19 protein-coding genes are annotated in these 22,130 nt (G+C 49.9%); 6 read left to right on the top strand and 13 right to left on the bottom strand.

Translation table 11 applies throughout. The features are described from left to right. Positions 1–34: 34 nt before the first annotated feature. Genes pcoD through pcoA form a run of 4 tightly spaced genes read right to left on the bottom strand, consistent with a single transcriptional unit; the run spans position 35 to position 4,102 of the window. On the bottom strand, positions 35–913 hold the full coding sequence (gene pcoD / locus FDX04_RS01615) for a copper resistance inner membrane protein PcoD (protein WP_229692861.1): 879 nt from the start codon (positions 911–913) through the stop codon (positions 35–37). A 55-nt stretch (positions 914–968) separates the two neighbouring features. Next, complete coding sequence (pcoC, locus tag FDX04_RS01610; RefSeq protein WP_000025662.1) at positions 969–1,349, bottom strand: copper resistance system metallochaperone PcoC; 381 nt, start codon at positions 1,347–1,349, stop codon at positions 969–971. 39 nt (positions 1,350–1,388) lie between these two features. Further along, entirely contained in the window at positions 1,389–2,279 is an 891-nt protein-coding gene (gene pcoB / locus FDX04_RS01605) for a copper resistance outer membrane transporter PcoB (RefSeq protein WP_001378118.1), read from the bottom strand. 5 nt (positions 2,280–2,284) lie between these two features. After that, on the bottom strand, positions 2,285–4,102 hold the full coding sequence (gene pcoA, locus FDX04_RS01600; RefSeq protein WP_001378117.1) for a multicopper oxidase PcoA: 1,818 nt from the start codon (positions 4,100–4,102) through the stop codon (positions 2,285–2,287). A gap of 234 nt (positions 4,103–4,336) precedes the next feature. Between pcoA and FDX04_RS01595 the strand changes: the two genes are divergently transcribed. Continuing rightward, entirely contained in the window at positions 4,337–4,786 is a 450-nt protein-coding gene (locus tag FDX04_RS01595; protein ID WP_001023257.1) for a copper resistance protein, read from the top strand. 288 nt (positions 4,787–5,074) lie between these two features. Continuing rightward, positions 5,075–5,812: a peptidoglycan DD-metalloendopeptidase family protein gene (locus tag FDX04_RS01590; RefSeq protein ID WP_000287501.1), complete on the top strand. Its 738-nt coding sequence runs from the start codon at positions 5,075–5,077 to the stop codon at positions 5,810–5,812. A 33-nt stretch (positions 5,813–5,845) separates the two neighbouring features. Here the strand turns inward: FDX04_RS01590 and FDX04_RS01585 are convergent, their stop codons facing one another. From FDX04_RS01585 to silC, 7 genes are all read right to left on the bottom strand, one after another. Further along, the gene (locus FDX04_RS01585; protein WP_000843494.1) at positions 5,846–6,043 is read right to left on the bottom strand and encodes a DUF2933 domain-containing protein; all 198 of its coding nucleotides are present in this window, start codon (positions 6,041–6,043) and stop codon (positions 5,846–5,848) included. A gap of 40 nt (positions 6,044–6,083) precedes the next feature. Then, positions 6,084–8,531: an Ag(+)-translocating P-type ATPase SilP gene (gene silP / locus FDX04_RS01580; RefSeq protein WP_001353604.1), complete on the bottom strand. Its 2,448-nt coding sequence runs from the start codon at positions 8,529–8,531 to the stop codon at positions 6,084–6,086. Between the two features lie 126 nt (positions 8,532–8,657). Next, complete coding sequence (locus FDX04_RS01575; RefSeq protein ID WP_000758224.1) at positions 8,658–9,098, bottom strand: DUF411 domain-containing protein; 441 nt, start codon at positions 9,096–9,098, stop codon at positions 8,658–8,660. 86 nt (positions 9,099–9,184) lie between these two features. Next, positions 9,185–12,331, bottom strand: a complete 3,147-nt coding sequence (gene silA / locus FDX04_RS01570) for a Cu(+)/Ag(+) efflux RND transporter permease subunit SilA (RefSeq protein WP_000574029.1) — start codon at positions 12,329–12,331, stop codon at positions 9,185–9,187. Positions 12,332–12,341: 10 nt separating this feature from the next. Beyond that, positions 12,342–13,634, bottom strand: a complete 1,293-nt coding sequence (gene silB, locus FDX04_RS01565; protein ID WP_000157620.1) for a Cu(+)/Ag(+) efflux RND transporter periplasmic adaptor subunit SilB — start codon at positions 13,632–13,634, stop codon at positions 12,342–12,344. A 113-nt stretch (positions 13,635–13,747) separates the two neighbouring features. Beyond that, complete coding sequence (gene cusF, locus FDX04_RS01560; protein ID WP_001246155.1) at positions 13,748–14,101, bottom strand: cation efflux system protein CusF; 354 nt, start codon at positions 14,099–14,101, stop codon at positions 13,748–13,750. 27 nt (positions 14,102–14,128) lie between these two features. Next, positions 14,129–15,514 (bottom strand): Cu(+)/Ag(+) efflux RND transporter outer membrane channel SilC, encoded by a 1,386-nt coding sequence (gene silC, locus FDX04_RS01555; RefSeq protein WP_000475506.1) that lies wholly within the window; start codon positions 15,512–15,514, stop codon positions 14,129–14,131. A 189-nt stretch (positions 15,515–15,703) separates the two neighbouring features. On the opposite strand from silC, the gene silR reads away from it, so the two are divergent. From silR to FDX04_RS01535, 4 genes are all read left to right on the top strand, one after another. Beyond that, the gene (gene silR, locus FDX04_RS01550) at positions 15,704–16,384 is read left to right on the top strand and encodes a copper/silver response regulator transcription factor SilR (protein ID WP_000697968.1); all 681 of its coding nucleotides are present in this window, start codon (positions 15,704–15,706) and stop codon (positions 16,382–16,384) included. Further along, positions 16,377–17,858 carry a copper/silver sensor histidine kinase SilS gene (gene silS / locus FDX04_RS01545; RefSeq protein ID WP_000555736.1) on the top strand — a complete coding sequence of 494 codons (1,482 nt, stop codon included), beginning with the start codon at positions 16,377–16,379 and terminating at the stop codon, positions 17,856–17,858. Before silR ends, silS begins: the two co-directional genes overlap by 8 nt. 244 nt (positions 17,859–18,102) lie before the next feature. Next, a complete protein-coding gene (silE, locus tag FDX04_RS01540) occupies positions 18,103–18,534 on the top strand; it encodes a silver-binding protein SilE (RefSeq protein WP_000790485.1) in 432 nt (143 codons plus the stop codon). A 147-nt stretch (positions 18,535–18,681) separates the two neighbouring features. After that, positions 18,682–19,032 (top strand): DUF305 domain-containing protein, encoded by a 351-nt coding sequence (locus FDX04_RS01535; RefSeq protein ID WP_000647571.1) that lies wholly within the window; start codon positions 18,682–18,684, stop codon positions 19,030–19,032. 168 nt (positions 19,033–19,200) lie between these two features. On the opposite strand, the gene FDX04_RS01530 is transcribed toward FDX04_RS01535, so the two are convergent. After that, positions 19,201–21,027, bottom strand: coding sequence for an AAA family ATPase (locus tag FDX04_RS01530; protein WP_001239419.1), 1,827 nt, complete (start codon positions 21,025–21,027; stop codon positions 19,201–19,203). Between the two features lie 563 nt (positions 21,028–21,590). Continuing rightward, the gene (locus tag FDX04_RS01525; protein WP_001097216.1) at positions 21,591–21,890 is read right to left on the bottom strand and encodes a helix-turn-helix transcriptional regulator; all 300 of its coding nucleotides are present in this window, start codon (positions 21,888–21,890) and stop codon (positions 21,591–21,593) included. Positions 21,891–22,130 lie beyond the last annotated feature (240 nt).

Here is a 22,130-nt window from a genome sequence, read left to right as displayed (position 1 = left end):
AGTAAAAATCTCACGCATGAGCTTTGGCTGTCCCCTAGCTGACCTGAGACGGAGCAAGCATTCCGAGCCACGCTACGGCGCCCAGAATGATAATCGCAACAACGAATTCTGTCAGGATGCTGTTTCGCATCAGGGCAACGCTGCGATCATAATTCCCTTCCCTGACCATAACTTCAAGCCGGGGACCCAGGTGAAACCGGTTTGCTGCAGCCAGAAGAAGCATCAGAACAAACAGAGCCGTCTTGGCAAGCAATATCCTCCCCCAGGAACTGTTGAATAAGGGAGTTAAGTTACCCTCAGCAATATACAGATAGTTGACCAGCGCACTCAGGATCAGGGCTACAACAATCACCGTTCCTGCCGTGGCAAATTTTGCCAGGGAGTCAGATATCACAATGACGCTCTGTGCATTATGCTCGTTTCTGCGCATCAGCAGGATAGCAAATGCAACCAGAGCACCTGTCCAGGCACCTGCAGCGCCGAGATGGGTCAGATCGCTCAGTAAATGGAGATAGTAATGCAGACCGTCATGCATAACGGCGTGTCCTCCCCAGGCAAGTGTAGCCAGCGCCACGCCCCCACTCATCGTCATCAGCAGGCAGGACAATACTCTCTTATTAGTGTAAAGGAACAAAGCACCGAGTGTGGTAAACAGGGCACAGAGCCTGACAATCCAGCTAATACCCACATCAGTTTCTTCTATCACCATCTCGATAACATGGATGGATAATTCTCTGAGGTCAGTTACTCCACTCATGGCATTAGATACCAGGAGCATATTAATGCCAGTAAGAATGATGCCTGTAACAACAGCAAAAGTTATAAACGACCTGAAATTAGTCAGGTTATAGGTTTCATGTCTGACACCGCTTATTCCATATATCTGAAAAAATGGCAATCCAAATATTACCATCAAATCCAGATAAAGAAGAAAACGAATAACAATCATAATCAGGTCGTTCATAATATTACTTCACTGTAAAGGTGTAATTACCGGTAATAGGGTGCGTATCTGAAGAAACCGCGCGCCAGTCAACACGATAAGTGCCAGCGGGTAAAGGCTCTCGCGGAATAATGACCATCGATTTAGGGTCAGCGCCTGGCGCCACTTTTGCCGCGACCGGCATCGGAGAATGTGATGACATGCCTTTCATACCCGTCATCGTTAATTTTGCACCTGAGAATTTCACGGTCAGATTTTCCGAGAAATTAAGCTGAATCTTTTCCGGGGCCGCTACGGCTGAATCAGCCTGTGGCACAGAGCTTTTTAATTCCGGATGGGCCATAGCAGAGAAAGCAACGCCCATAACGAGGCCACCTGTAAGAATGGCTTTATTTAAAATCGACATTTTATTTACCTGTTTAGTTGAGTGTTTTATATCAGTGCGTTAAAACCAGATTCTGGCTCCCGCCAGGAATACTACCTGATGGTCTTTCTCACCTTCTCTTTTCGCCATATCGGATGTTTTCCCGTAAAGTTGATTCCAGGAAACGCCTATATAGGGTGCAAACTCACGGCGTATTTCATAGCGCAGCCGGAGCCCCAGCTCTGTGTCAGTCAGTCCCCTGCCGCGACCCCGCGATTCATCATCCTGACTGTAGAAATTCACCTCATAGGATGGCTGGAGTATGAGCCGGTTAGTCAGTAAAACGTCGTATTCTCCTCCCAGACGAAGGGCTGCTTTTCCGCCATTACTGACAAAACCCGTAATTTCAGACTCAAAATTATAGAGTGCCAGCCCCTGAAAACCGACAGCAGCCCAGGTCCGGGCAGAAGCAGGTCTGAAATCCTGCCTGACACCCGCAACCAAATCCCACCATGGGCCAACCGCATGTCCCCAGAGTAACTGCGCTTCAGCCGCCTCCGTTTCCCCATTGCTTCGTTCACCTTCACTCTTTAGCCAAATCCGATCTGTGTCGCCTCCAATCCAGCTGTTAACACTCCAGCTGAAATTGTTGGTGTTATCCGACCGTTGCCATTCCAGTTGATCCAGCAGAACCAGATAATTAATCGCACTGTCGTGAATCGCATGCCCCTGTAAATTGCCGAATGCAGCCTTCCGGTCGGCATCGGTAACAGGCGGAATTGGCGTTCTGCTCTCAGTTACAATGGGCTCCATTGACGTCATCTCAGTGAAATTCTCATCTGCTGGCATCTGCATGGCAGACATGTCGTGCCCGGCGTGGGGATCTGCAGAGACGGAGCCCGCCGCAATAGAAAGCTGTGAGGTAAACAAACCGGCGACCAGAACAGGTATGGCCTTCAAATTTCTCTTCATTCGCATCATTCCTCCACCCGGACTTCACGAAACATTCCCATTTCCATGTGATAGAGCAAATGGCAGTGATACGCCCAGCGGCCAAGCGCATCTGCTGTCACTCTGTAACTGCGTTTTGTACCAGGGGGAACATCTATTGTGTGTTTACGAACCATGAAATTACCGTTTTCATCTTCCAGATCGCTCCACATACCATGCAGGTGAATGGGGTGAGTCATCATGGTATCGTTGATCAGCGTGATCCTGAGCCGCTCACCGTATTTCAGCAGCACCGGTGCGGCATCTGAAAACTTGATTCCGTTAAATGACCAGGCAAACTTTTCCATGTGGCCGGTTAAATGCAGTTCTATGGTACGGCCAGGTTCACGTCCGTCAGGATCCTCAAAGCGGCTTTTCAAATCCGCGTACGTGAGAACCTTTCTTCCGTTATTTCGAAGACCAATACCCGGATCATTTAATTTCGGAGAGACGCTCATCGCCTGCATATCAACCAGTGGGTTATCCGTTTCTGACGCAGGATGACTTTGCATACCCGGCATTCCGGCCATCCGGGAATGATCCATACCGGCCATGCTGCTGTGATCCATGGGCGCGGAGGATGTCCCGCTATCCGGAAGGCCAGCACCGTCCATAGACATCATCTCTCCGCTGTTATCCATGCCTCCCATCTGGCTGTGGTCCATTCCTGCCATATCATGTCCCATTCCCCCCATACCCATATCTTCCATGGTCAACAGAGGACGGGGATCGAGGGGGGGAACGGCAGCACTTAACCCCTCTCTCGTGGCCAGTGTCCCTCGAGCGTAACCGGTCCTGTCCATGGATTGTGCGAAGATGGTATAGGCCTCACCCTGAGGCTCCACAATGACATCATAGGTTTCGGCAACGGCAATCCTGAATTCGTCAACGGTAACCGGGTTTACATACTGGCCATCTGCAGCCACGACCGTCATTTTCAGCCCGGGGATACGGATATCGAAATAGGTCATTGCCGAGCCGTTGATAAACCGTAAGCGTATCTTTTCACCGGGACGGAACAGTCCGGTCCAGTTTTTCAGCGGGGCCTGCCCGTTCATGAGATAGGTGTAGGTGTAGCCACTGACATCTGCGAGGTCAGTCGGATTCATTTTCATTTCAGCCCACATTTTCCGATCGGCAATGGTGGCTGACAGCCCCCTGGTATTCACGTCGCGGAAAAAAGAGCCAACGGTTGGTTTATTGAAATTGTAGTAATCCGACTGTTTTTTTAATTTTTTCAGCAGGCTGTGAGGATTTTCATCGGTCCAGTCAGACAACATGACCACATGCTCACGATCGTAAGTAAACGGTTCTGGCTCCCCGGCATCGATGATAATGGCACCGTATACCCCCTCCTGTTCCTGCAGACCGGAATGGCTGTGGTACCAGTAAGTCCCGTTCTGCTTAACCTTAAAGGTGTAAACGTAGGTATCATCAGGCTCTATGCCCATAAAACTCAGCCCCGGAACACCATCCATATTGGCCGGAAGAATAATGCCGTGCCAGTGAATGGACGTCTGTTCATTAAGACGGTTTTTGACCTTCAGGGTAATGGTGTCACCTTCTTTCCAGCGAAGAACGGGCCCCGGCAGGCCTCCATTGATTGTTTTGGCCTGACGCTCACTGCCCGTGATATTGACGGCCGTTTCACCAATGGTCAGGTCAAACTGAGTACCCTGCAGGGATGCGGCAACTGGCAGGCTCAGACTGGAACGCGCATTGAAACTCCATACGCCAAGACTTCCGGCTACGCCAGAGAGGGTTAACCCCTTCAGGAAAGTTCGTCGAGACGTTTTCAACAGCATGCACATTCCCTTATTTAAAGTATGGTTACTGACAGAATTCGAGAACCGATTTAAATTAAATTACTGGTTCATCCACTTACAATGAAATGAATCTAGCACACCTTAAGAAACAAATTCATTACAATCGTGTAATGTACATAGCTGTATTACATTTACGTCATCTTCCCCACAGGTTGATTATTTTTATATATGATCATAAGGACATCTTTTATGTACCTCAGAAGGTAATTACACATGAATATATTAATCACGACCACTGCGTTTACAGCTTTATTTTGTGGGGCAGCTTTTGCTCAGTCCAGTGATATTGCCCATGAAGCACATCGATTTGTTAATAATGCCTCAGCCGTCAGTCATGTGAATTCCTCGACGCATGAAAACTTACCGGACAGGGTTAATAAAAACAACACGCCCTCATTCTCTGAAATGAATGAACATGAAAGGGCCATTGTTGCTCATTCATTTATGAACAACAGCGCGTCCTATGCGCATCAGAAAATGATTGAGGAACATAAAAAAATGCTGTCCGGCAGTGATGCAAATTCAAAGACCTCGTCTTCTTCTTTTAACGAACTGAATGCCGGAGAAAAAGCCGCTCTCGTGCATGAGCAGGTCAATAATGCCGGTGCGGAAGCACATCAGACGCAGGCAAGAAAGCTTCGCGGGCTGTATTCGACCAGGTAACTGCAGGCGGGTTAGTGCTTAGCGTCAGGTGCGCAGCAGGGCTTTACTGACGGGTTACGTAGCAGGACATGAGCCCCATATTGCTCTGCCGTAACCTGTTTCAGTCCCGTTAATCATCACCGTCGGGCTGGTCATACAGTTCCCAGAGCTTCAGGAGCAAACGGGAAACAAGATATGTTACAAAAATGACGACCATCAACGGTGCTCCCGATTAACTGACAGATGACACGCCTCCTGAAAACCCCTAGCATACGCCGCAGTGTTCATGCTAACGGCGAATTCCAGTAAATGTATTCTACCGATGTCGTAAAAGAAAATGCCTACCTTTCAGCCACCCGCTCGGGGCTGGAATCGAACGAGATCGCTACTCTTCAGCGCTCCTTGCCTTCCCGGTTTAATCTGCGGCATTTGAAAAAAAATGAATCATTAAAACTCGTACTGCAAAAGAAAGCGGGAAAATCACGTGTCGTGGCCTATAAATTTACGTCCGGTTCATTTAATTACACGGCGTATCGTATATCAGATAAAAAGTTCTATAACCTTTCCGATACTTCCGGGAAAGGCAGTCTCGATTATCCGTTACCGGCCACAGCAAGACTCAGTTCGCCTTTCAATCCTGCAAGACTTAACCCGGTATCGGGAAAAGTGAGTCCCCATAATGGCATTGATTATTCCATGCCCATGAACACGAAAATAGTCAGCGTCATCGACGGAAAAATCACCCGGGCCGAATACAACAGTACCATGGGATATTTTGTTGAAGTAACGGGAAAAGCCGGTGTTAAAACTCGCTATCTCCACCTCAATAAAATACTCGTTACTAAAGGGGCCAGGGTTACACGGGGAGGTGCTATTGCGTTATCCGGTAACAGCGGACGTTCATCCGGTCCTCATCTGCATTACGAGCTGGTCATCAATAACAACCCTGTTAACTCTCTGGCGTTCCGGGCAGCGGCACCCGCTGATAACAAACTCGAACAGCATGCCTTTGCGCATGCCAGAGACTACGAACGATACCTGGACTGATAACGGGACCGCGACGCGGCCCCGTCTGCCGGATTAATTTTTTTTATCGTTTTCACTTCCGTGATGTTGATGATCTCCATGCCCTCCGTGGCCGTGGAAAAGATGCATTAGCGGGCAGACCAGCAATAACAGATATGGCCAGTAACCTGCCACATGTGACCAGTGTTCGCGCAGGAGGGCAAATGCCGCGATCGCGGCGACAGCAATAAGCGCATAGGTGGTACTTTTCATACTGGACTCCTTCTGTTCGTAACTGACCCTTCACTCAGTGTTATTTCCCGAGCCTGACACTTTTCAGACGCAACGCATTCACAATGACGCTGACGGAGGAAAGAGCCATGGCCGCCGCCGCAATAACTGGCGACAGCAGTATTCCATACACAGGATAAAGCAGACCTGCAGCCACAGGCACGCCAAGTGCGTTGTAGATAAATGCAAAAAACAGATTCTGACGGATATTTTTCATGGTGATCTCTGACAGATGACGGGCCCTGTTCAGTATCATCAAGTCGCCTTTGAGAAGGGTGACTCCGGCACTTTCAATTGCCACATCTGTACCCGTTCCCATGGCTATACCCACGTCAGCCGCTGCCAGCGCCGGGGCATCATTCACACCGTCTCCGGCCATCGCAACCACATGGCCAGACTCTTTCAGTCGGGTTATCACTGCTTTTTTGCCATCCGGCAGAATTCCGGCTTCAACCTCATCTATTCCCAGTTTCCGTGCGACTGCTTCAGCAGTAAGCTGGTTATCCCCGGTGAGCATAACGATGCGGATCCCCGCCTGACGCAAAGCTTTAAGCGCATCCGGCGTGGTTGTTTTCACGGGATCCGAGATAGCTATCAGGCCTGCAAGGTCCCCGTCTGTGGCCACATAGATAACGGTAGCGCCTTCCATCCGCAACGTATCCGCAACGGCCTTTTGATTATCAATAACTATACTGTTTTCCTGCATAGCCAGTTCATTACCAATAACAACCCGTTGACCTTCGACATCGCCTGAGACACCTTTACCCGACGGTGCATCGAAATGAGTGACTGCGGGTATTGCGATCCCCTTTTCCTGTGCTGCTTTAACTACTGCCATACCCAGCGGATGCTGCGAGCCTTTTTCCACTGCGGCTGTTACACGCAAAAGAGATGTTTCCCCACCCGGATTGAGACTGATAATCCCTGTCACCGTAGGCGAACCTTCCGTGAGCGTGCCTGTTTTGTCGACAACCAGCGTGTCCACTTTTTCAAGACGCTCAAGGGCTTCGGCATTCCTGATTAACACCCCGGCCTGGGCTCCTTTGCCCACCCCCACCATTATCGACATCGGCGTGGCCAGCCCCAGCGCGCAGGGACAGGCAATAATCAGGACCGACACAGCCGCAATGAGACCGTGCGCCATCCTGGGCTCGGGCCCCCAGACAGACCAGATCACGAAAGCAACAACCGCGATAAGTATCACCAGAGGAACAAACCAGCCTGAAACGCTGTCAGCCATTCTCTGGATGGGGGCACGCGAACGCTGTGCATCAGCGACCATCTGAACAATTCGTGAGAGCATTGTTTCATCACCGACTTTCTCTGCACGGATGATGAGACTCCCTGTCTGATTAATGGTCCCCCCGATGACAGGGTCACCCTCCGTTTTGGTAACCGGCATAGATTCCCCGGTCACCATCGATTCATCAACGGTTGTTTTGCCTTCGATCACGATACCGTCGACCGGAATACTCTCTCCAGGTCTGATGCGGAGCTTATCGCCAGGCAGGACATCTTCCGCATTAATATCCGTTTCATGACCGTCATGATCCAGCCGTCTGGCGGTTTTGGGGGCAAGGTTCAGAAGCGCAGTAATGGCGCCTGAGGTTTGTTCCCGTGCCCGCAGCTCAAGAACCTGTCCCAGCAGAACAAGCACCGTAATAACTGCTGCGGCTTCAAAATAAACGGCCACCAGGCCATCCATGTTTCTGAACGATGCAGGAAACCAGGAGGGGAAGACGGTTGCAATGACGCTGTAAACCCAGGCTACGCCGGTCCCCATTGCAACAAGGGTAAACATATTCAGGGAGCGGTTACGTAACGACATTCCGGCCCGGGCGAAGAATGGCCAGCCACACCACAACACGACAGGGGAGGCCAGAAGCAGCTGCAGCCATGTGTTGTACTGTGGCGGTACTGTATTCCTCAACTCGGGAAACAGATGAGATCCCATTTCGAGTACCAGAACCGGAAACGCCAGCAACAACCCCAGCCAGAAGCGTCTTGTCATGTCGTGAAGTTCATCACTCGGCCCCGTGGATGCCGTAGCTACGAGCGGCTCCAGTGCCATTCCACAGACAGGACAGCTTCCGGGACCACTGCGGCGTATCTCCGGGTGCATCGGACATGTCCACACACCTTCAGAATTCTCTTTTTCCGCCTGGTGGTGAGGCTGTTTTATCTGATCAGGGCTGACTTCGTGATGATCGTGGTGATGGTGATGGGAATGTTCACTGGCATCTTCGGTAAGATAACGATCGGGATGGGCTTTAAATTTACTCTCACAGCTGGCGGAGCAGAAATAAAGTTGATGGTCCTGGTATCGAATGCTGCTGTGCGCCCTGTCGGGCAGGATGGCCATCCCGCACACGGGATCTCTCACCTTATGCAATACGTGGCCCTCGTCCGGGGATAATGTCTGCTCAGAAGCAGTCTGGTTGTTGTGTTGCACTGCATTGTCATTTTTCACAGTAACTCTCCTTATGCATACCGAAGCATCTTCTGTCTTCAGGGTATGTCATGGATGCGATTACCACGAATATCGCCGGCACAGGAGTGCCTGCTACCGGCGTCCCGTTATCAGCCGTTCCGCTGACTATTCGATTCGCTGGAAGACTTTTTTACTTCCATCCGGTGAGAATGCGATAACATCGTAAGCCTCTTTTCGGGCTCCCATCTCCATTCCAGGACTTCCTGCTGGCATACCGGGGGTGGCGAGACCGTATATACCTGAACCAGACTGCATTGCCTTATGTATCGTTGTCGCAGGCACATGGCCTTCAATGATCAAATTACCGGCAACCGCGGTATGACAACTTCGCAGTCCTGCAGGAATAGCATGCTTTTCTTTCAGGGCTGACAGCGCCTGATCATTCATGACGTGAGTTCGTACTTCAAACCCGTCTTTTTCCATCGCCTTGCCCCACAGGGAACAACAGCCACAGTTGTCAGATTTGTACATATCAATCACTTTTTCACTCGCCATCGCGGGCAGTGAAAGGCCGAGAGCCAGCGCCATCAGAACCACTTTTTTCATACTCACCTCTGTATATTATCGATTTAAACCCTGACGTCAGGGTGAATCAGTAAAGAAGGACACCCACAGGGGGTGCCCTTTCAGGTTCAGGACACGCTTTTTTTATGTCTGCGCAGCCAGATTAATTTGTAGGCGGCAGGAATAATGAACAGGGACAGCAGCGGAGCCGTGATCATCCCACCAATCATGGGTGCCGCGATACGGCTCATGACTTCTGAACCTGCACCGGTTCCCCAGAGTATTGGCAGCAGACCCGCAATGATCACCGCCACGGTCATGGCTTTCGGCCGGACACGCAGTACGGCACCATGATAGAGGGCTTCATCAAGGCCTTCCGGTGTGAACGTCTCTTTACGGGACAATTCCGGGTGCGCTTCAATGGCATGACGCAGATACATCAGCATGACCACGCCAAACTCTGCTGCCACCCCGGCTAGAGCGATAAACCCCGTTCCGGTTGCGACAGACATATGGAAGCCCTGCCAGTACAGGAACCATATCCCGCCAACCAGGGCGAACGGCAGGCTCATCAGGATCAGCAGGGCTTCATCAACCCGGCGGAATGCCAGATACAACAGGATGAAGATGATCATCACCGTCATCGGCACCATCAGCTTCAGTTTCTTGTTGGCATGCTCAAGCAGTTCAAACTGTCCGGAGAATGACACGCTGGTACCCGGTCTCAGTTTCACTTTCTGACTGATCGCCGTTTTAATGTCATTAACCACCGACACCATATCCCTGCCGCGCGCGTCAATGTAAATCCAGCTGGCTGGACGGGCATTTTCCGTTTTCAGCATAGTCGGCCCGGAAACGACCTTAATATCCGCAACATCGCCCAGCGTGATCTGCTGCTTCATCGGGGTCAGGATCGGCATCTGTTTCAGGGCCTGCGGGCTGTTCCGGTAATCCTGCGGATAGCGGATATTAATCGGGTACCGGGCCACGCCTTCAACCGTTTCCCCTACCGTCGCGCCGCCGATGGCTGATGAGATGAACAGCTGCACATCGCCCACCGTCATTCCGTAGCGGGAGGCTTTTTCCCGGTTGATATCCACATCAATGTAGCGCCCGCCTTCCAGTCGCTCTGCGAGAGCAGACACTACGCCGGGTACGGTTTTGGCGACCGCTTCGATACTCTGCGCCGTTGCATCGATATCGGACAGAACCGTTCCGGACACCTTGATACCTATCGGGCTTTTGATCCCGGTTGAGAGCATATCAATACGGTTACGGATTGGCGGCACCCAGAGGTTTGCCAGCCCCGGTAAACGGACGGTCCTGTCGAGTTCTTCAATAATCTTGTCAATCGTCATGCCTGGACGCCACTGATCCTCAGGTTTGAGCTGGATCGTGGTTTCAACCATTTCGAGCGGTGCGGAATCCGTGGCGGTCTCTGCTTTACCGGTCTTGCCAAATACAGAGGCCACTTCAGGAACGCTTTTGATTAACTTGTCCGTCGTCTGCAGGAGCGCTGCAGCTTCAGCCGGAGAAACACCCGGCAGGGTCGACGGCATATACAACAGGTCGCCCTCGTTAATCTTCGGCAGAAACTCACCGCCCACCTGGCTCAGCGGCCAGATAACGGTGAAAATGGACAAGGCCGCAACCAGCAGGGTTGTTTTTGGCCAGTGGAGAACCCGCAACAGCAATGGATGATACGCTTTGATCAGTACCCGGTTCAGGGGGTTACTGGTCTCTGCAGGAATTTTCCCCCGGATCCAGAATCCCATCAGAATCGGAATGACGATGATGGCCAGCGCGGCCGCGCCCGCCATGGAGTACGTTTTCGTGAATGCCAGCGGGCCAAACAGACGTCCTTCCTGACCTTCCAGGGTAAAGATAGGAATAAAGGACAGGGTGATGATCAGCAGGCTGATAAACAGTGCGGGTCCCACTTCAACGGAGGCATCGGTAATCACCTTCCAGCGGGTGGCGTTGTCAATCTGCTCACCCGGATGCTGATGATCCCACTCCTCAAGCCGCTTATGCGCATTCTCAATCATCACAATGGCGGCATCCACCATCGCACCGACGGCAATCGCTATCCCTCCCAGCGACATGATATTGGCGTTCAGTCCCTGGAAGTGCATGACGATAAAGGCGATACACAGACCAAGCGGCAGAGAGATAATCGCCACCAGGGCAGAACGTACGTGCCACAGGAACAGGGCACAGACGATGGCCACCACGATAAACTCTTCCAGAAGTTTGGAACTGAGGTTATCAATCGCCCGGTCGATGAGCTGGCTGCGATCGTAGGTGGTCACGATTTCAACGCCTTCCGGCAGGCTGGCCTTCAGCGTCTCAAGTTTATCCCTCACTGCCGTGATAACGTCGCGTGCATTTTTACCCGACCGCAGGATCACCACGCCGCCAGCGACTTCGCCCTGGCCGTTCAGCTCGGCAATACCACGCCGCATTTCAGGCCCGGTCTGCACGCGGGCAACATCCCGCAGATAAACCGGCACGCCGTTCTCGCCTGTTTTCAGGACGATGTTATTAAAATCATCAATGCTCTGAAGATAACCGCTGGCACGGACCATATACTCAGCTTCGGCCATTTCAACGGATGAGCCACCGGCCTCCTGGTTAGACGATTCAAGGGCCTGTTTCACTTCGGGCAGGCTGATACCATACTGAGACAATTTTACCGGATTGACCTGAATCTGGTACTGTTTCACCACGCCGCCAACCGAAGCGACCTCAGCCACGTTCGGGATGGTTTTCAGCTCAAATTTCAGGAACCAGTCCTGCAGAGAACGCAGTTCTGAAAGGTCGTGTTTTCCGCTGCGATCGACAAGGGCATATTCAAATATCCAGCCCACCCCCGTGGCGTCCGGACCGATTTCAGAACTCACACCGGCGGGCAGTTTTCCCTGTACCTGGTTCAGGTACTCCAGCACGCGGGAACGGGCCCAGTACAGATCGGTGCCGTCTTCAAAAATGACATACACATACGAATCACCGAACTGTGAAAAACCACGCACGGTTTTTGCGCCAGGCACGGACAGCATGGTGGTGGTAAGTGGATAGGTGACCTGGTTTTCTACAATCTGCGGGGCCTGGCCGGGATAGCTGGTTTTGATAATGACCTGCACATCTGACAGGTCAGGCAAGGCATCGACAGGCGTGTTAATAATCGTCCATGTGCCCCAGATGCTGAGAAACAGGGCCCCCATCATGACCAGGAAACGGTTGGCGACAGAGCGCCGGATAATCCATTCAATCATCGTCGTCTCCTCAGTGCCCTGAATGCATATTTACAGGCTGGTCAGACATTGCTGGCATACTGCTTTCTGTTTTTTCAGGGTGGCGCATACGTTCCAGTGCGCCCGTAATATTGGCTTCAGAGTCAATGAGGAACAGGCCACTGACCACCACGGTATCGCCTTCATTCAGGCCGGAGCCGATGCCGGACTGTTGCTGTGACTCATGCAGAACGTGGATCTGTTTCGGCACAAACTTGCCTTCATCATCAACAGTAATCACGCGCTGTTCTTTGCCGGTATCGATAACGGCCTGGCTTGGTATCAGCAGCATCTCCTGGCTTCTGGTATTCAGTTTCAGATAGGCATTCATGCCCGGCTTGAGAAACTCATCCTTATTAGAAACCTGGAGACGGACCTGAAGCGTACGGGTTGTCTGATCCACGCTGGGAAGAATATTCCATTTTTCGACATGGAATGTTTTATCCGGATAAGCCGGTACCGAAATTTCAAACTGCGACGTATCTTTCAGCAGATAGGCGATAGATTCTGGCACTGCAGCGCTGATCCAGACCGGGTCCATTCCCTGAATCTGAGCCACCACCTTATCTTTCGAAATATTCATGCCGGTGCGCAGGTCAAATGCAGTAATGACACCATCAATAGGTGCTTTAATGGTAAAACGGGTCTGAATGCTCCGGGTAGAACGCAGTCTCTGAATATCCTCTTCCGGCATACCTGCCAGGCGAAGCCGTTCCAGAACGCCTTTAATTTGCGTGGAAGTACCACCGGTGCTGGATAACAGAAGGAATTCACTCTGTGCTTCCACCCAGTCCGGAATGGTAATATCGATAAGTGGCGTCCCCTTCTTCACATGATCGCCAATCGTCATGGGGTAGACTTTTTCGACAAACCCGTCAGAACGCGCCTGCACAATAACAAACTGATACTCGTTATAGCTGACATTAGCCGGGATTGTCTGAGAATAATTCAGCATTCCTCGCGTGACTTTTTGCGTTTTTAATCCCAGATTCTGAACCTGGGTTGGGTCGATACGGATCCCGCCACTGCTTTTATCGCCACTGTCATCAGCATATTTTGGCACCAGGTCCATATCCATAAAGGGCGATTTTCCGGGTTTATCAAATTTGGTATCCGGTTTCATTGGGTCATACCAGAAAAGCACCTTTCGTTCCGGTGCCTTTTGTTCTGTTTTTTCTGTCTTTTGTGCTGAGTTTACATACTGCCAGGCAGTAACCGATATCAGCCCCCCTGCTATGAGGCTGCTGATAATTATTGCAGCATATTTTATCTTTAAAGAAGCCATACAATTTTCCGCTAAAAAATCAAAACACCTGGCATATGCGCCTGACGGTTAACTCACACATATACCTATGTGAATGTACAGGCGCACAGGATGTAATCGCTCCGGACAGCCAATCAGGACTGCGTCACGTTAATGCTTTTGAGTAAGGAGATATTGCCCTGCTGAATAAACGAGAAATCGACATGGTTGCCTGTTTTCAGGGCATTAATAGCATCGTCTGCATTAACAAAAGTAAAGCGCATGGTCATTGCAGGCCAGCCCACCGCTGGAATTGCTTCATGCGAAATGGTGATTTTCTTAGTATTCATATCAATGTCTTTAACGACACCGGTGCCCTTGATAACTTGCTGTACCGAAGCATCACTGGCAGTATTCATATCGCCATGCTGATGTGTTTCAGCATGAAGACCGGCAGAAAACATGACAGAGAAGGCACCAAATAAAACGGCTTTAAGTGAATTACGCATTTTAATTTCCTGATTAATTAAATAAATTTACTCTACCCAACCGCCACCCAGCGCGGTAAACAGATTAATTTCGTTAACCTGCCGGGAATAGGTAAGATCGAGAATGGTTTGCTGGGTAGCGAAGAGGGAACGTTCTGCATCCAGCACTTCGATGTAACTGACAGCACCACTTGCATACAATCCTCTGGCACGCTGGAGAGTTATCTGAAGTGAATCAAGATAACGCTGCTGTGACTCAAGTTGCTGGCTAAGGCTGTCGCGCAGCGCAAGCGTGTCGGAAACATCCTTAAAGGCTGACTGAATTTTTTGTTCGTAATTAACCACCGACTGTTGCTGGCGAATTTCAGCCAGCTTCAGATTGGCTTTATTCCTGCCAGCATTAAATATAGGAATTTCAATTTTAGGGATAAAATTCCACATTCCACTTCCTGACGTAAACAGGCTGGACAGCTCCGTACTGCTTGCGGAAAGACCACTGGTCAGGGTAATTGAGGGGAAAAAGGCCGCTCGCGCTGCGCCAATATTGGCATCAGCCGCTTTCAGCTGATATTCCGCTTCCATAATATCCGGTCGCTGCAGCAAAATTTGTGAAGACAGATTTGGTGGCAATTTTACTGGGGCTATCTCCCCGCCTTTCATCCCTTTTTCTGACGGAAGTGCGCGGTACGTTCCCAGCACCAGTTGCAGGGCATTGTTTGCCTGAGCCAGATCGCCTTCTCGTTTGGCTATTTCGGCGCGGGTACTTTCGATTTGTCCTCGCGCCTGTTCAAGTGCCAGAACGTTCGTACTCCCGGTCACGAGCTGCTGCTCAACGAAAGCATAGGACTGTTGATAATTTTTCAGCGTTTCCCGCGCAATACGAAGTTGTTCGTACGCCAGTTGCTGGCTGAAATAGCTTTGTGAAACGTTGGATACCAGCAGGATGTGTACGGCCCGACGGGCTTCTTCGCTGGCAAAGTAGTTCTGGCGATCAGCATCACTCATGTTCTTAAGTTTGCCGAAAAAATCGAGCTCATAGCTGAGCTCCAGTCTCGCGTCGTACTCCTGTGTGGTCGGCTTGTCACCTTTCAGACCACCGCTGTATGTTATCCCGGATGAGGCATTCAGCTGGGGATAACGATCTGCATCCGTGACGTTGAACTGGGCTCGGGCCTCTTCAACCTTCAGGGCAGCCATTCTCAAATCACGGTTATTAGTCAGAGCTTCACCGATCAACCGGGTAACCTGGGGATCGACAAAAAAGTTACGCCAGCCCGTATCCTGATAGCCATTTACCGCTGGCGTCAGGCTGTTATGGGACAGTGAAAACTGCTGGGGTACCGGTGCTGCGGGCCGCTGATATTCAGGCGCAAGCGACACGCAGCCTGCCAGGATGAATATCGTGCTAATGCTGAGTAATTTTAATTTGAACATAACGCTTCTCGTCCAGGCAGACCTGGTAAATGGTTCAAATGAAGTCCAGAGTATTGATAGGGGTACTTTACCTAACGCTCTCTGTTTGCCGGGTGACAGGATAATGACAATGTTGTCATTTTTGCTGTAATCCGTTGATAACGATCGTGGGCGCAATAGAATGACATTAGCAGCCAGCCGGGGAGCAAGATGAAAATATTGATCGTCGAAGACGAAATTAAAACAGGTGAATATCTCAGCAAAGGGCTTACAGAGGCAGGGTTCGTAGTGGATCACGCTGATAATGGTCTTACCGGATATCATCTCGCCATGACAGCCGAGTATGATTTAGTCATTCTGGATATCATGCTACCTGATGTGAACGGCTGGGATATCATCCGCATGCTGCGCACTGCCGGAAAGGGTATGCCGGTCTTACTGCTGACAGCCCTCGGCACGATCGAACATAGGGTCAAAGGACTGGAACTGGGTGCGGACGATTATCTGGTTAAACCCTTTGCGTTTGCCGAACTGCTCGCCCGGGTGAGAACCCTTCTGAGGCGGGGAAACACGATGATCACGGAAAGCCAGTTTAAGGTGGCTGACCTCTCGATTGATCTCGTATCCAGAAAAGTCAGTCGCGCCGGAAACCGCATTGTGCTCACCAGTAAAGAGTTCAGCCTGCTGGAATTCTTCATTCGCCATCAGGGAGAGGTTCTTCCCCGCTCCCTGATTGCCTCTCAGGTCTGGGACATGAATTTTGACAGCGACACTAATGCGATCGATGTCGCAGTAAAGCGACTCCGCGCTAAAATAGACAACGATTACGAGACAAAGCTGATCCAGACAGTCCGGGGCGTGGGCTACATGCTGGAGGTCCCGGATGCATAGCAAACCTTCCAGACGCCCTTTCTCACTCGCTCTGCGGCTGACCTTTTTTATCAGCCTGTCCACGATACTGGCTTTTATCGCATTCACCTGGTTTATGCTGCATTCTGTTGAAAATCATTTTGCCGAGCAGGATGTCAGCGATCTTCAACAAATCAGCACCACACTGAACCGTATACTGCAGTCCCCGGTGGATCCGGATGATAAAAAAATAAGCAAAATAAAGGAATCAATTGCCAGCTACCGCAACGTTGCCCTTTTGCTCCTCAATCCCAGGGGGGAAGTGCTCTTTAGCTCAGCTCAGGGGGCGGCACTACGCCCGGCAGTGAATTCAGCAGATTTTAGCGAGCACAGCCGCGCACGGGATGTCTTTCTCTGGACGGTGGAGGATCCTGCGGGACCGATGGATACCGGGTCCGAAATGAAGATGGAAACATACAGGATTATCGCCTCCTCTGGTCAGGCGATATTTCAGGGCAAACAGCAGAACTATGTCATGCTGACTGGCCTATCCATTAATTTCCATCTCCATTACCTCGATGCGCTGAAAAAGAACCTGATTGCGATTGCCGTCGTGATAAGCCTGTTGATTGTTCTGATCATTCGAATCGCTGTCCGTCAGGGGCACCTGCCCCTTCGTAATGTCAGCAATGCCATTAAAAACATCACCTCCGAGAATCTTGATGCGCGACTGGAACCGACACGCGTTCCCATTGAGCTGGAGCAACTGGTTATCTCGTTCAATCATATGATTGGAAAGATTGAGGATGTCTTTACCCGCCAGGCCAATTTCTCTGCCGATATCGCGCATGAGATCAGAACGCCCATCACCAATCTGGTGACGCAGACTGAAATCGCACTGAGTCAGGATCGAACACAGAGGGAACTTGAGGATGTCCTCTATTCCAGTCTTGAAGAGTATAACCGGATGACCAAAATGGTCAGCGATATGCTGTTCCTGGCACAGGCAGATAATAATCAGCTGATACCTGACAGGGTCATGTTTGACCTCAGAGCGGAAGTCATGAAAGTCTTCGAGTTTTTCGAAGCCTGGGCCGAAGAACGCAATATCACGCTCAAATTTAACGGGATGCCCTGCCTGGTTGAGGGAGATCCACAAATGTTCAGAAGGGCGATCAATAATCTGTTATCCAATGCCCTGCGTTATACCCCGGAGGGACAGGCAATCACCGTCTCAATAAGAGAGCAGGAGAGCTTTTTTGACCTTGTGATTGAAAATCCGGGGAAACCAATCCCTGAAGAGCATTTATCAAGGTTGTTTGACCGTTTTTATCGGGTGGATCCGTCCAGACAACGAAAAGGAGAAGGCAGCGGCATCGGCCTTGCGATTGTGAAGTCAATCGTGGAAGCACATCACGGAAGAGTGCAGGTGGAATCGGACGTACACTCAACGCGTTTTATCTTATCCGTGCCCAGACTGGAGAAAATGATTCCGGACACCCAGTGCTGGGAATAAAGATTTAAATGACAAAGATGTCATTAGCCTGTCATGCAGCAAACAGAAGCCATTCGATATAATTAGTGCAACTTATCAGGAAGGCTGGATTGCTTTATCAATATCCGGCGTCAGTGGACGCCAGGAAATGAATATCCAGTCCCCTCCCGGAGAAATAAACACTTCCGAACCTGTTTCAGTTATGGAACTGAAAACACCGGTTGTACTCCCCCGGACATCACTAATTAAGAAATGGAGAGTTATCATGAAAAATATCGTATTAGCATCCTTGCTGGGCTTTGGCTTAATTTCTTCGGCCTGGGCCACTGAAACCGTGAATATCCATGAGCGGGTCAACAATGCACAGGCACCTGCTCACCAGATGCAGTCTGCTGCGGCTCCTGTCGGGATCCAGGGGACTGCACCTCGTATGGCCGGTATGGACCAGCATGAACAGGCCATTATTGCTCATGAAACCATGACGAACGGGTCGGCGGATGCGCACCAGAAAATGGTGGAAAGTCATCAGAGGATGATGGGAAGTCAGACCGTTTCCCCTACCGGGCCGTCGAAGTCATTAGCGGCAATGAATGAGCATGAAAGAGCTGCAGTTGCCCATGAATTTATGAATAACGGTCAGTCTGGCCCACATCAGGCCATGGCCGAAGCGCATCGTCGCATGCTCAGTGCAGGCTGACGGCGAGGGAAGTATCTGTGCTGTCCTTATTTCCTTGATAGATTTTTCCGTAACCGGATATATGGCAACATCTTTGCCCCCTACAGGGGGCATTTTTATCAGATTCTGCTACAGTTAACGGGCATCAACGCTAAAAGGATATTTTTTATGAAAGCCAGAAACACTTTATTTGCAGTATTAATGTTATCCCTGCCAGCGATTTCAGCAGAACATTCAGAAATGAAAATGACTGATATGTCTACCTCGGCTTCGTCACAGGAATATATGGCTGGCATGAAAGACATGCATGACAAAATGATGGCTGCCGTAAATGAGTCCGATCCCGACAAGGCTTTTGCGAAAGGCATGGTAGCGCACCATGAAGGGGCAATAGCAATGGCTGAGACCGAGCTCAAATACGGAAAAGATCCGAAAATGAGAAAGCTCGCGCAGGACATCATTAAAGCTCAAAAAGGTGAAATTGAGCAGATGAATAAATGGCTTGATAGTCAAAAGTAAACATTGTAGAAATGTCACGACAAGCGTGATTTTACATCGTTCCTGGGCGCGGGAGTCGGTTAATCTTTATATAATTCAAACCCGATTAATTTCGGGTTTTTACTACTCTGTACTCCGGTCCTTTGTTGAGGACCGGAATATATGCACCTGAGATGCTTATTTAATACATTATCTCGTCATGGATACAATGTCGCTCAGGATCTCAACCAGCTCGCTTCTCTCCTGCGTTCCGTCATGATAGGTTGATCTTGAGATGATTCTTTCTGATGTCATCTGAGGCCAGAATTTATCTAGTACATTATCGGGTTTCATTCCCACAGCCCGGCCGATTATTTTTTTAGCGTCACAGGTGTCCGTAAACGTGACGGCTACACCAGTAATTTCCTCGATAAGATCCGGGCACAGATAGTTTTCTATCTCACGTTTGCGCGTAGCGAAAAATACCTTACCGGCCTCCTCTACTTCTTTTTTACGCTTCTGGATGGACAGAACCTGTGCAGGGTCTCCCCCAATATCGGAGTCCAGAAATACGCACCAGGGAAGCCCCAGATCTTTGGCCAGATTCAATGTAACCCAGTGTTTGACGCTACCACACCCTCCTATGAGGACTGGCACTATTTTCACGTCCTCCAGAGAGGCTGGCAGCGCACCTGACTGTTTTAATGAACTGGCCGCATGCCTCAGGAAAGTAACATCCGACTTTCCCTCTACCAGAACAATCCCCTGCGCCCTTTCCATACCGGTCTCTGGCAGCACCCCCAGGCTTTCAGTGGCTTCCTTCAGCACTGCGTCATCCGGCATTTTTACTACGGGTTCACCCGCCTCATTTCGGGTAACATAACGTACGCCTTCGACAGGGATTAATCCGGCCAGCGCCGGGACATGGGTGGTGACGATAATCTGACGGTGCGGCTGGCCTGCCAGTGCCAGTAACGCTTTCATCAGCATCATCTGATAGTTCGGATGCTGTGACGTTTCAGGCTCCTCTATGGCATAAATCACATTTCTGGGCGTCCCCGCGACATTCTTTTCAGCCTCAGCCCGAAAAAAATTCAACAGGATAAGCCTCCTTATCCCGCTGCCGCGCTTATTGATGGGGATGCCATTTTCCCCGTCCAGGGTGAAATTGAAGGTCCACTTGGGTTTCTCCTTAAATCGTGGAGTCAGTTCACTGGCGAGTTCGGGGGCCATTTCACGTAATTTATCCAGCGTTCTCTGTGCGACATCCAGGACGCTGTCCTGAATCTCATTTTCCAGCGCTGTAATTTTGTCCTGCAGCGCAGCCTGAGCGTCTTTTACGGCCTGCTGTAAGGGGTTTTTAGCTTCGGAATCCCCGTCGCTGCTTTCCCTGTCGGCTTTGAAAATCGCATACGTGGGCAGCAAATCGAGGATCTTACCCCATAATGATTTTGTGTCGGTTCCGAACTCTTTATCGACATCCAGCATAATTTCCGAACAGGTATAGGGGGCTGCGGCTTCCCTGATGGCCTGACGCCATAACGATGCAGTGCGTTTATCCGCCACATTTTTTTCAACTTCTTTTCCCACCGCCTTGAGCTCAGAAATTTTCATGCCCAGTAAATTTCTCAGGGGCTCCTCATCCGGGTGGATGCAGCGGATGCAGGTCTGCTCCGGTTTTCCTGAGGTCGTTGCTTTAAACGTTTTGACGATTTCAAAATTGCCGTCCTCATTCAGCAGATGTTCTGAGGCGAGCGTGGTCTGCACCCTGTCGTCGATCATGATAAAATCGGGCAGGTCATCAAATTCACAGGCTATTTCAAAACGGCCGTCCCCTTCTCTTAGGCTGAAACAGTTCATGTCATTCTTGTCAGCCTTCATTCCTTCTGTTTCAAAAAAAATAGCCAGCGCTTCCAGAAGCGTTGATTTCCCAAAGTCATTACGACCGACAATACCCGTCATGCTTTCATCAATAATGATTTCAGTAGAGTTTCTGTAGCCTCTGAAGTTTTTCAGTTTTAATTTTCTGAGCCGCATATGAAGTCCTGTGTGTAAGAAAGCGTTTTGCTGCAACCTGAATACAAAATATATTTTCAAATGCCTGCCAACAAGCAGGGATAACCGTTATTCAGAATATCTTAACGACATTTCGGGATTATGATCTGGTCGCGCTTTCAGAACTTTACTGCCCCTCAAAACACCGGAAACTAACTTGTGGTTGGTTACATGGCAAAGTTAAAACTCCAGAATCACGGGTAATGATTTCAATGCTTATTATATTTTTTGGAATTGACTCATGAGCTTTATAATTTAAATGATAATAATAACCATTCTTTTATGCGTAATATTTGCTACTGACACTGATGAATTTAAAAGAAGATAGATTTTCATTTACGGATTATTTCCTAAATTCATCGATAATGTGATCGACATAAAATTTTCACTGAAGAATGAAGAGATAATTTAAGGCCGAGCGAAATAGCTCAAAATGGTGTATTTAACATAACAGAAGAAATGAAAGGCTCTATCGCAACCTGATACTTCAGGCCGCTAAGGGGTTAATCTTGTTGAAGAAAAATTAGACCGGGAAGCGCCAGGCGTCACCATTTCTCCCGCCTGGCTGGAAGTGAAGAATAATTGTGCATAGCTCCGTATTCGGGCTTTGCATCTGACAATGGTTCCCTGGATGAAAGTACGATCTCCACTCCAAGGACGCTGAACACCCTAAACAAACGCTCAAAACCCGCACTTGCAGGGTTGGCCTCTAGTCGGGCATAAGTTTGCTGTGTTATACCCAAACGTTCAGAAACATCTTTTTGCGTCAGTCCATTGGCTTTGCGAAAGCCGATTAAAACAGGACGTAACTGATTCAAAGTCTTCAAAGCGTATTGAGTGTTCATAAGTGACCTTCCGTATCGACGAGTTAACAAGCATAACGCAGGGATTTACAGCATATAGGCTGTAATGCTCATTAACAGACTATAGGCTGTAATACGAATCCTGCCAAGATGCGGCATCTTTCAAATACAAGGCCGTATTGGGTAAGCAGTACACCGTTATATAGCACCCCTTGCCCCTTTGCTGGAGAGGGACCCACGTGATCGCAGGTCTTTTAGACGTTGTTGCTAACCGGCATCATA

This window comes from Citrobacter sp. wls615 (assembly GCF_005281355.1).
Classification (GTDB): domain Bacteria; phylum Pseudomonadota; class Gammaproteobacteria; order Enterobacterales; family Enterobacteriaceae; genus Citrobacter; species Citrobacter werkmanii.
This window is presented reverse-complemented; position numbering and strand designations above follow the sequence as displayed.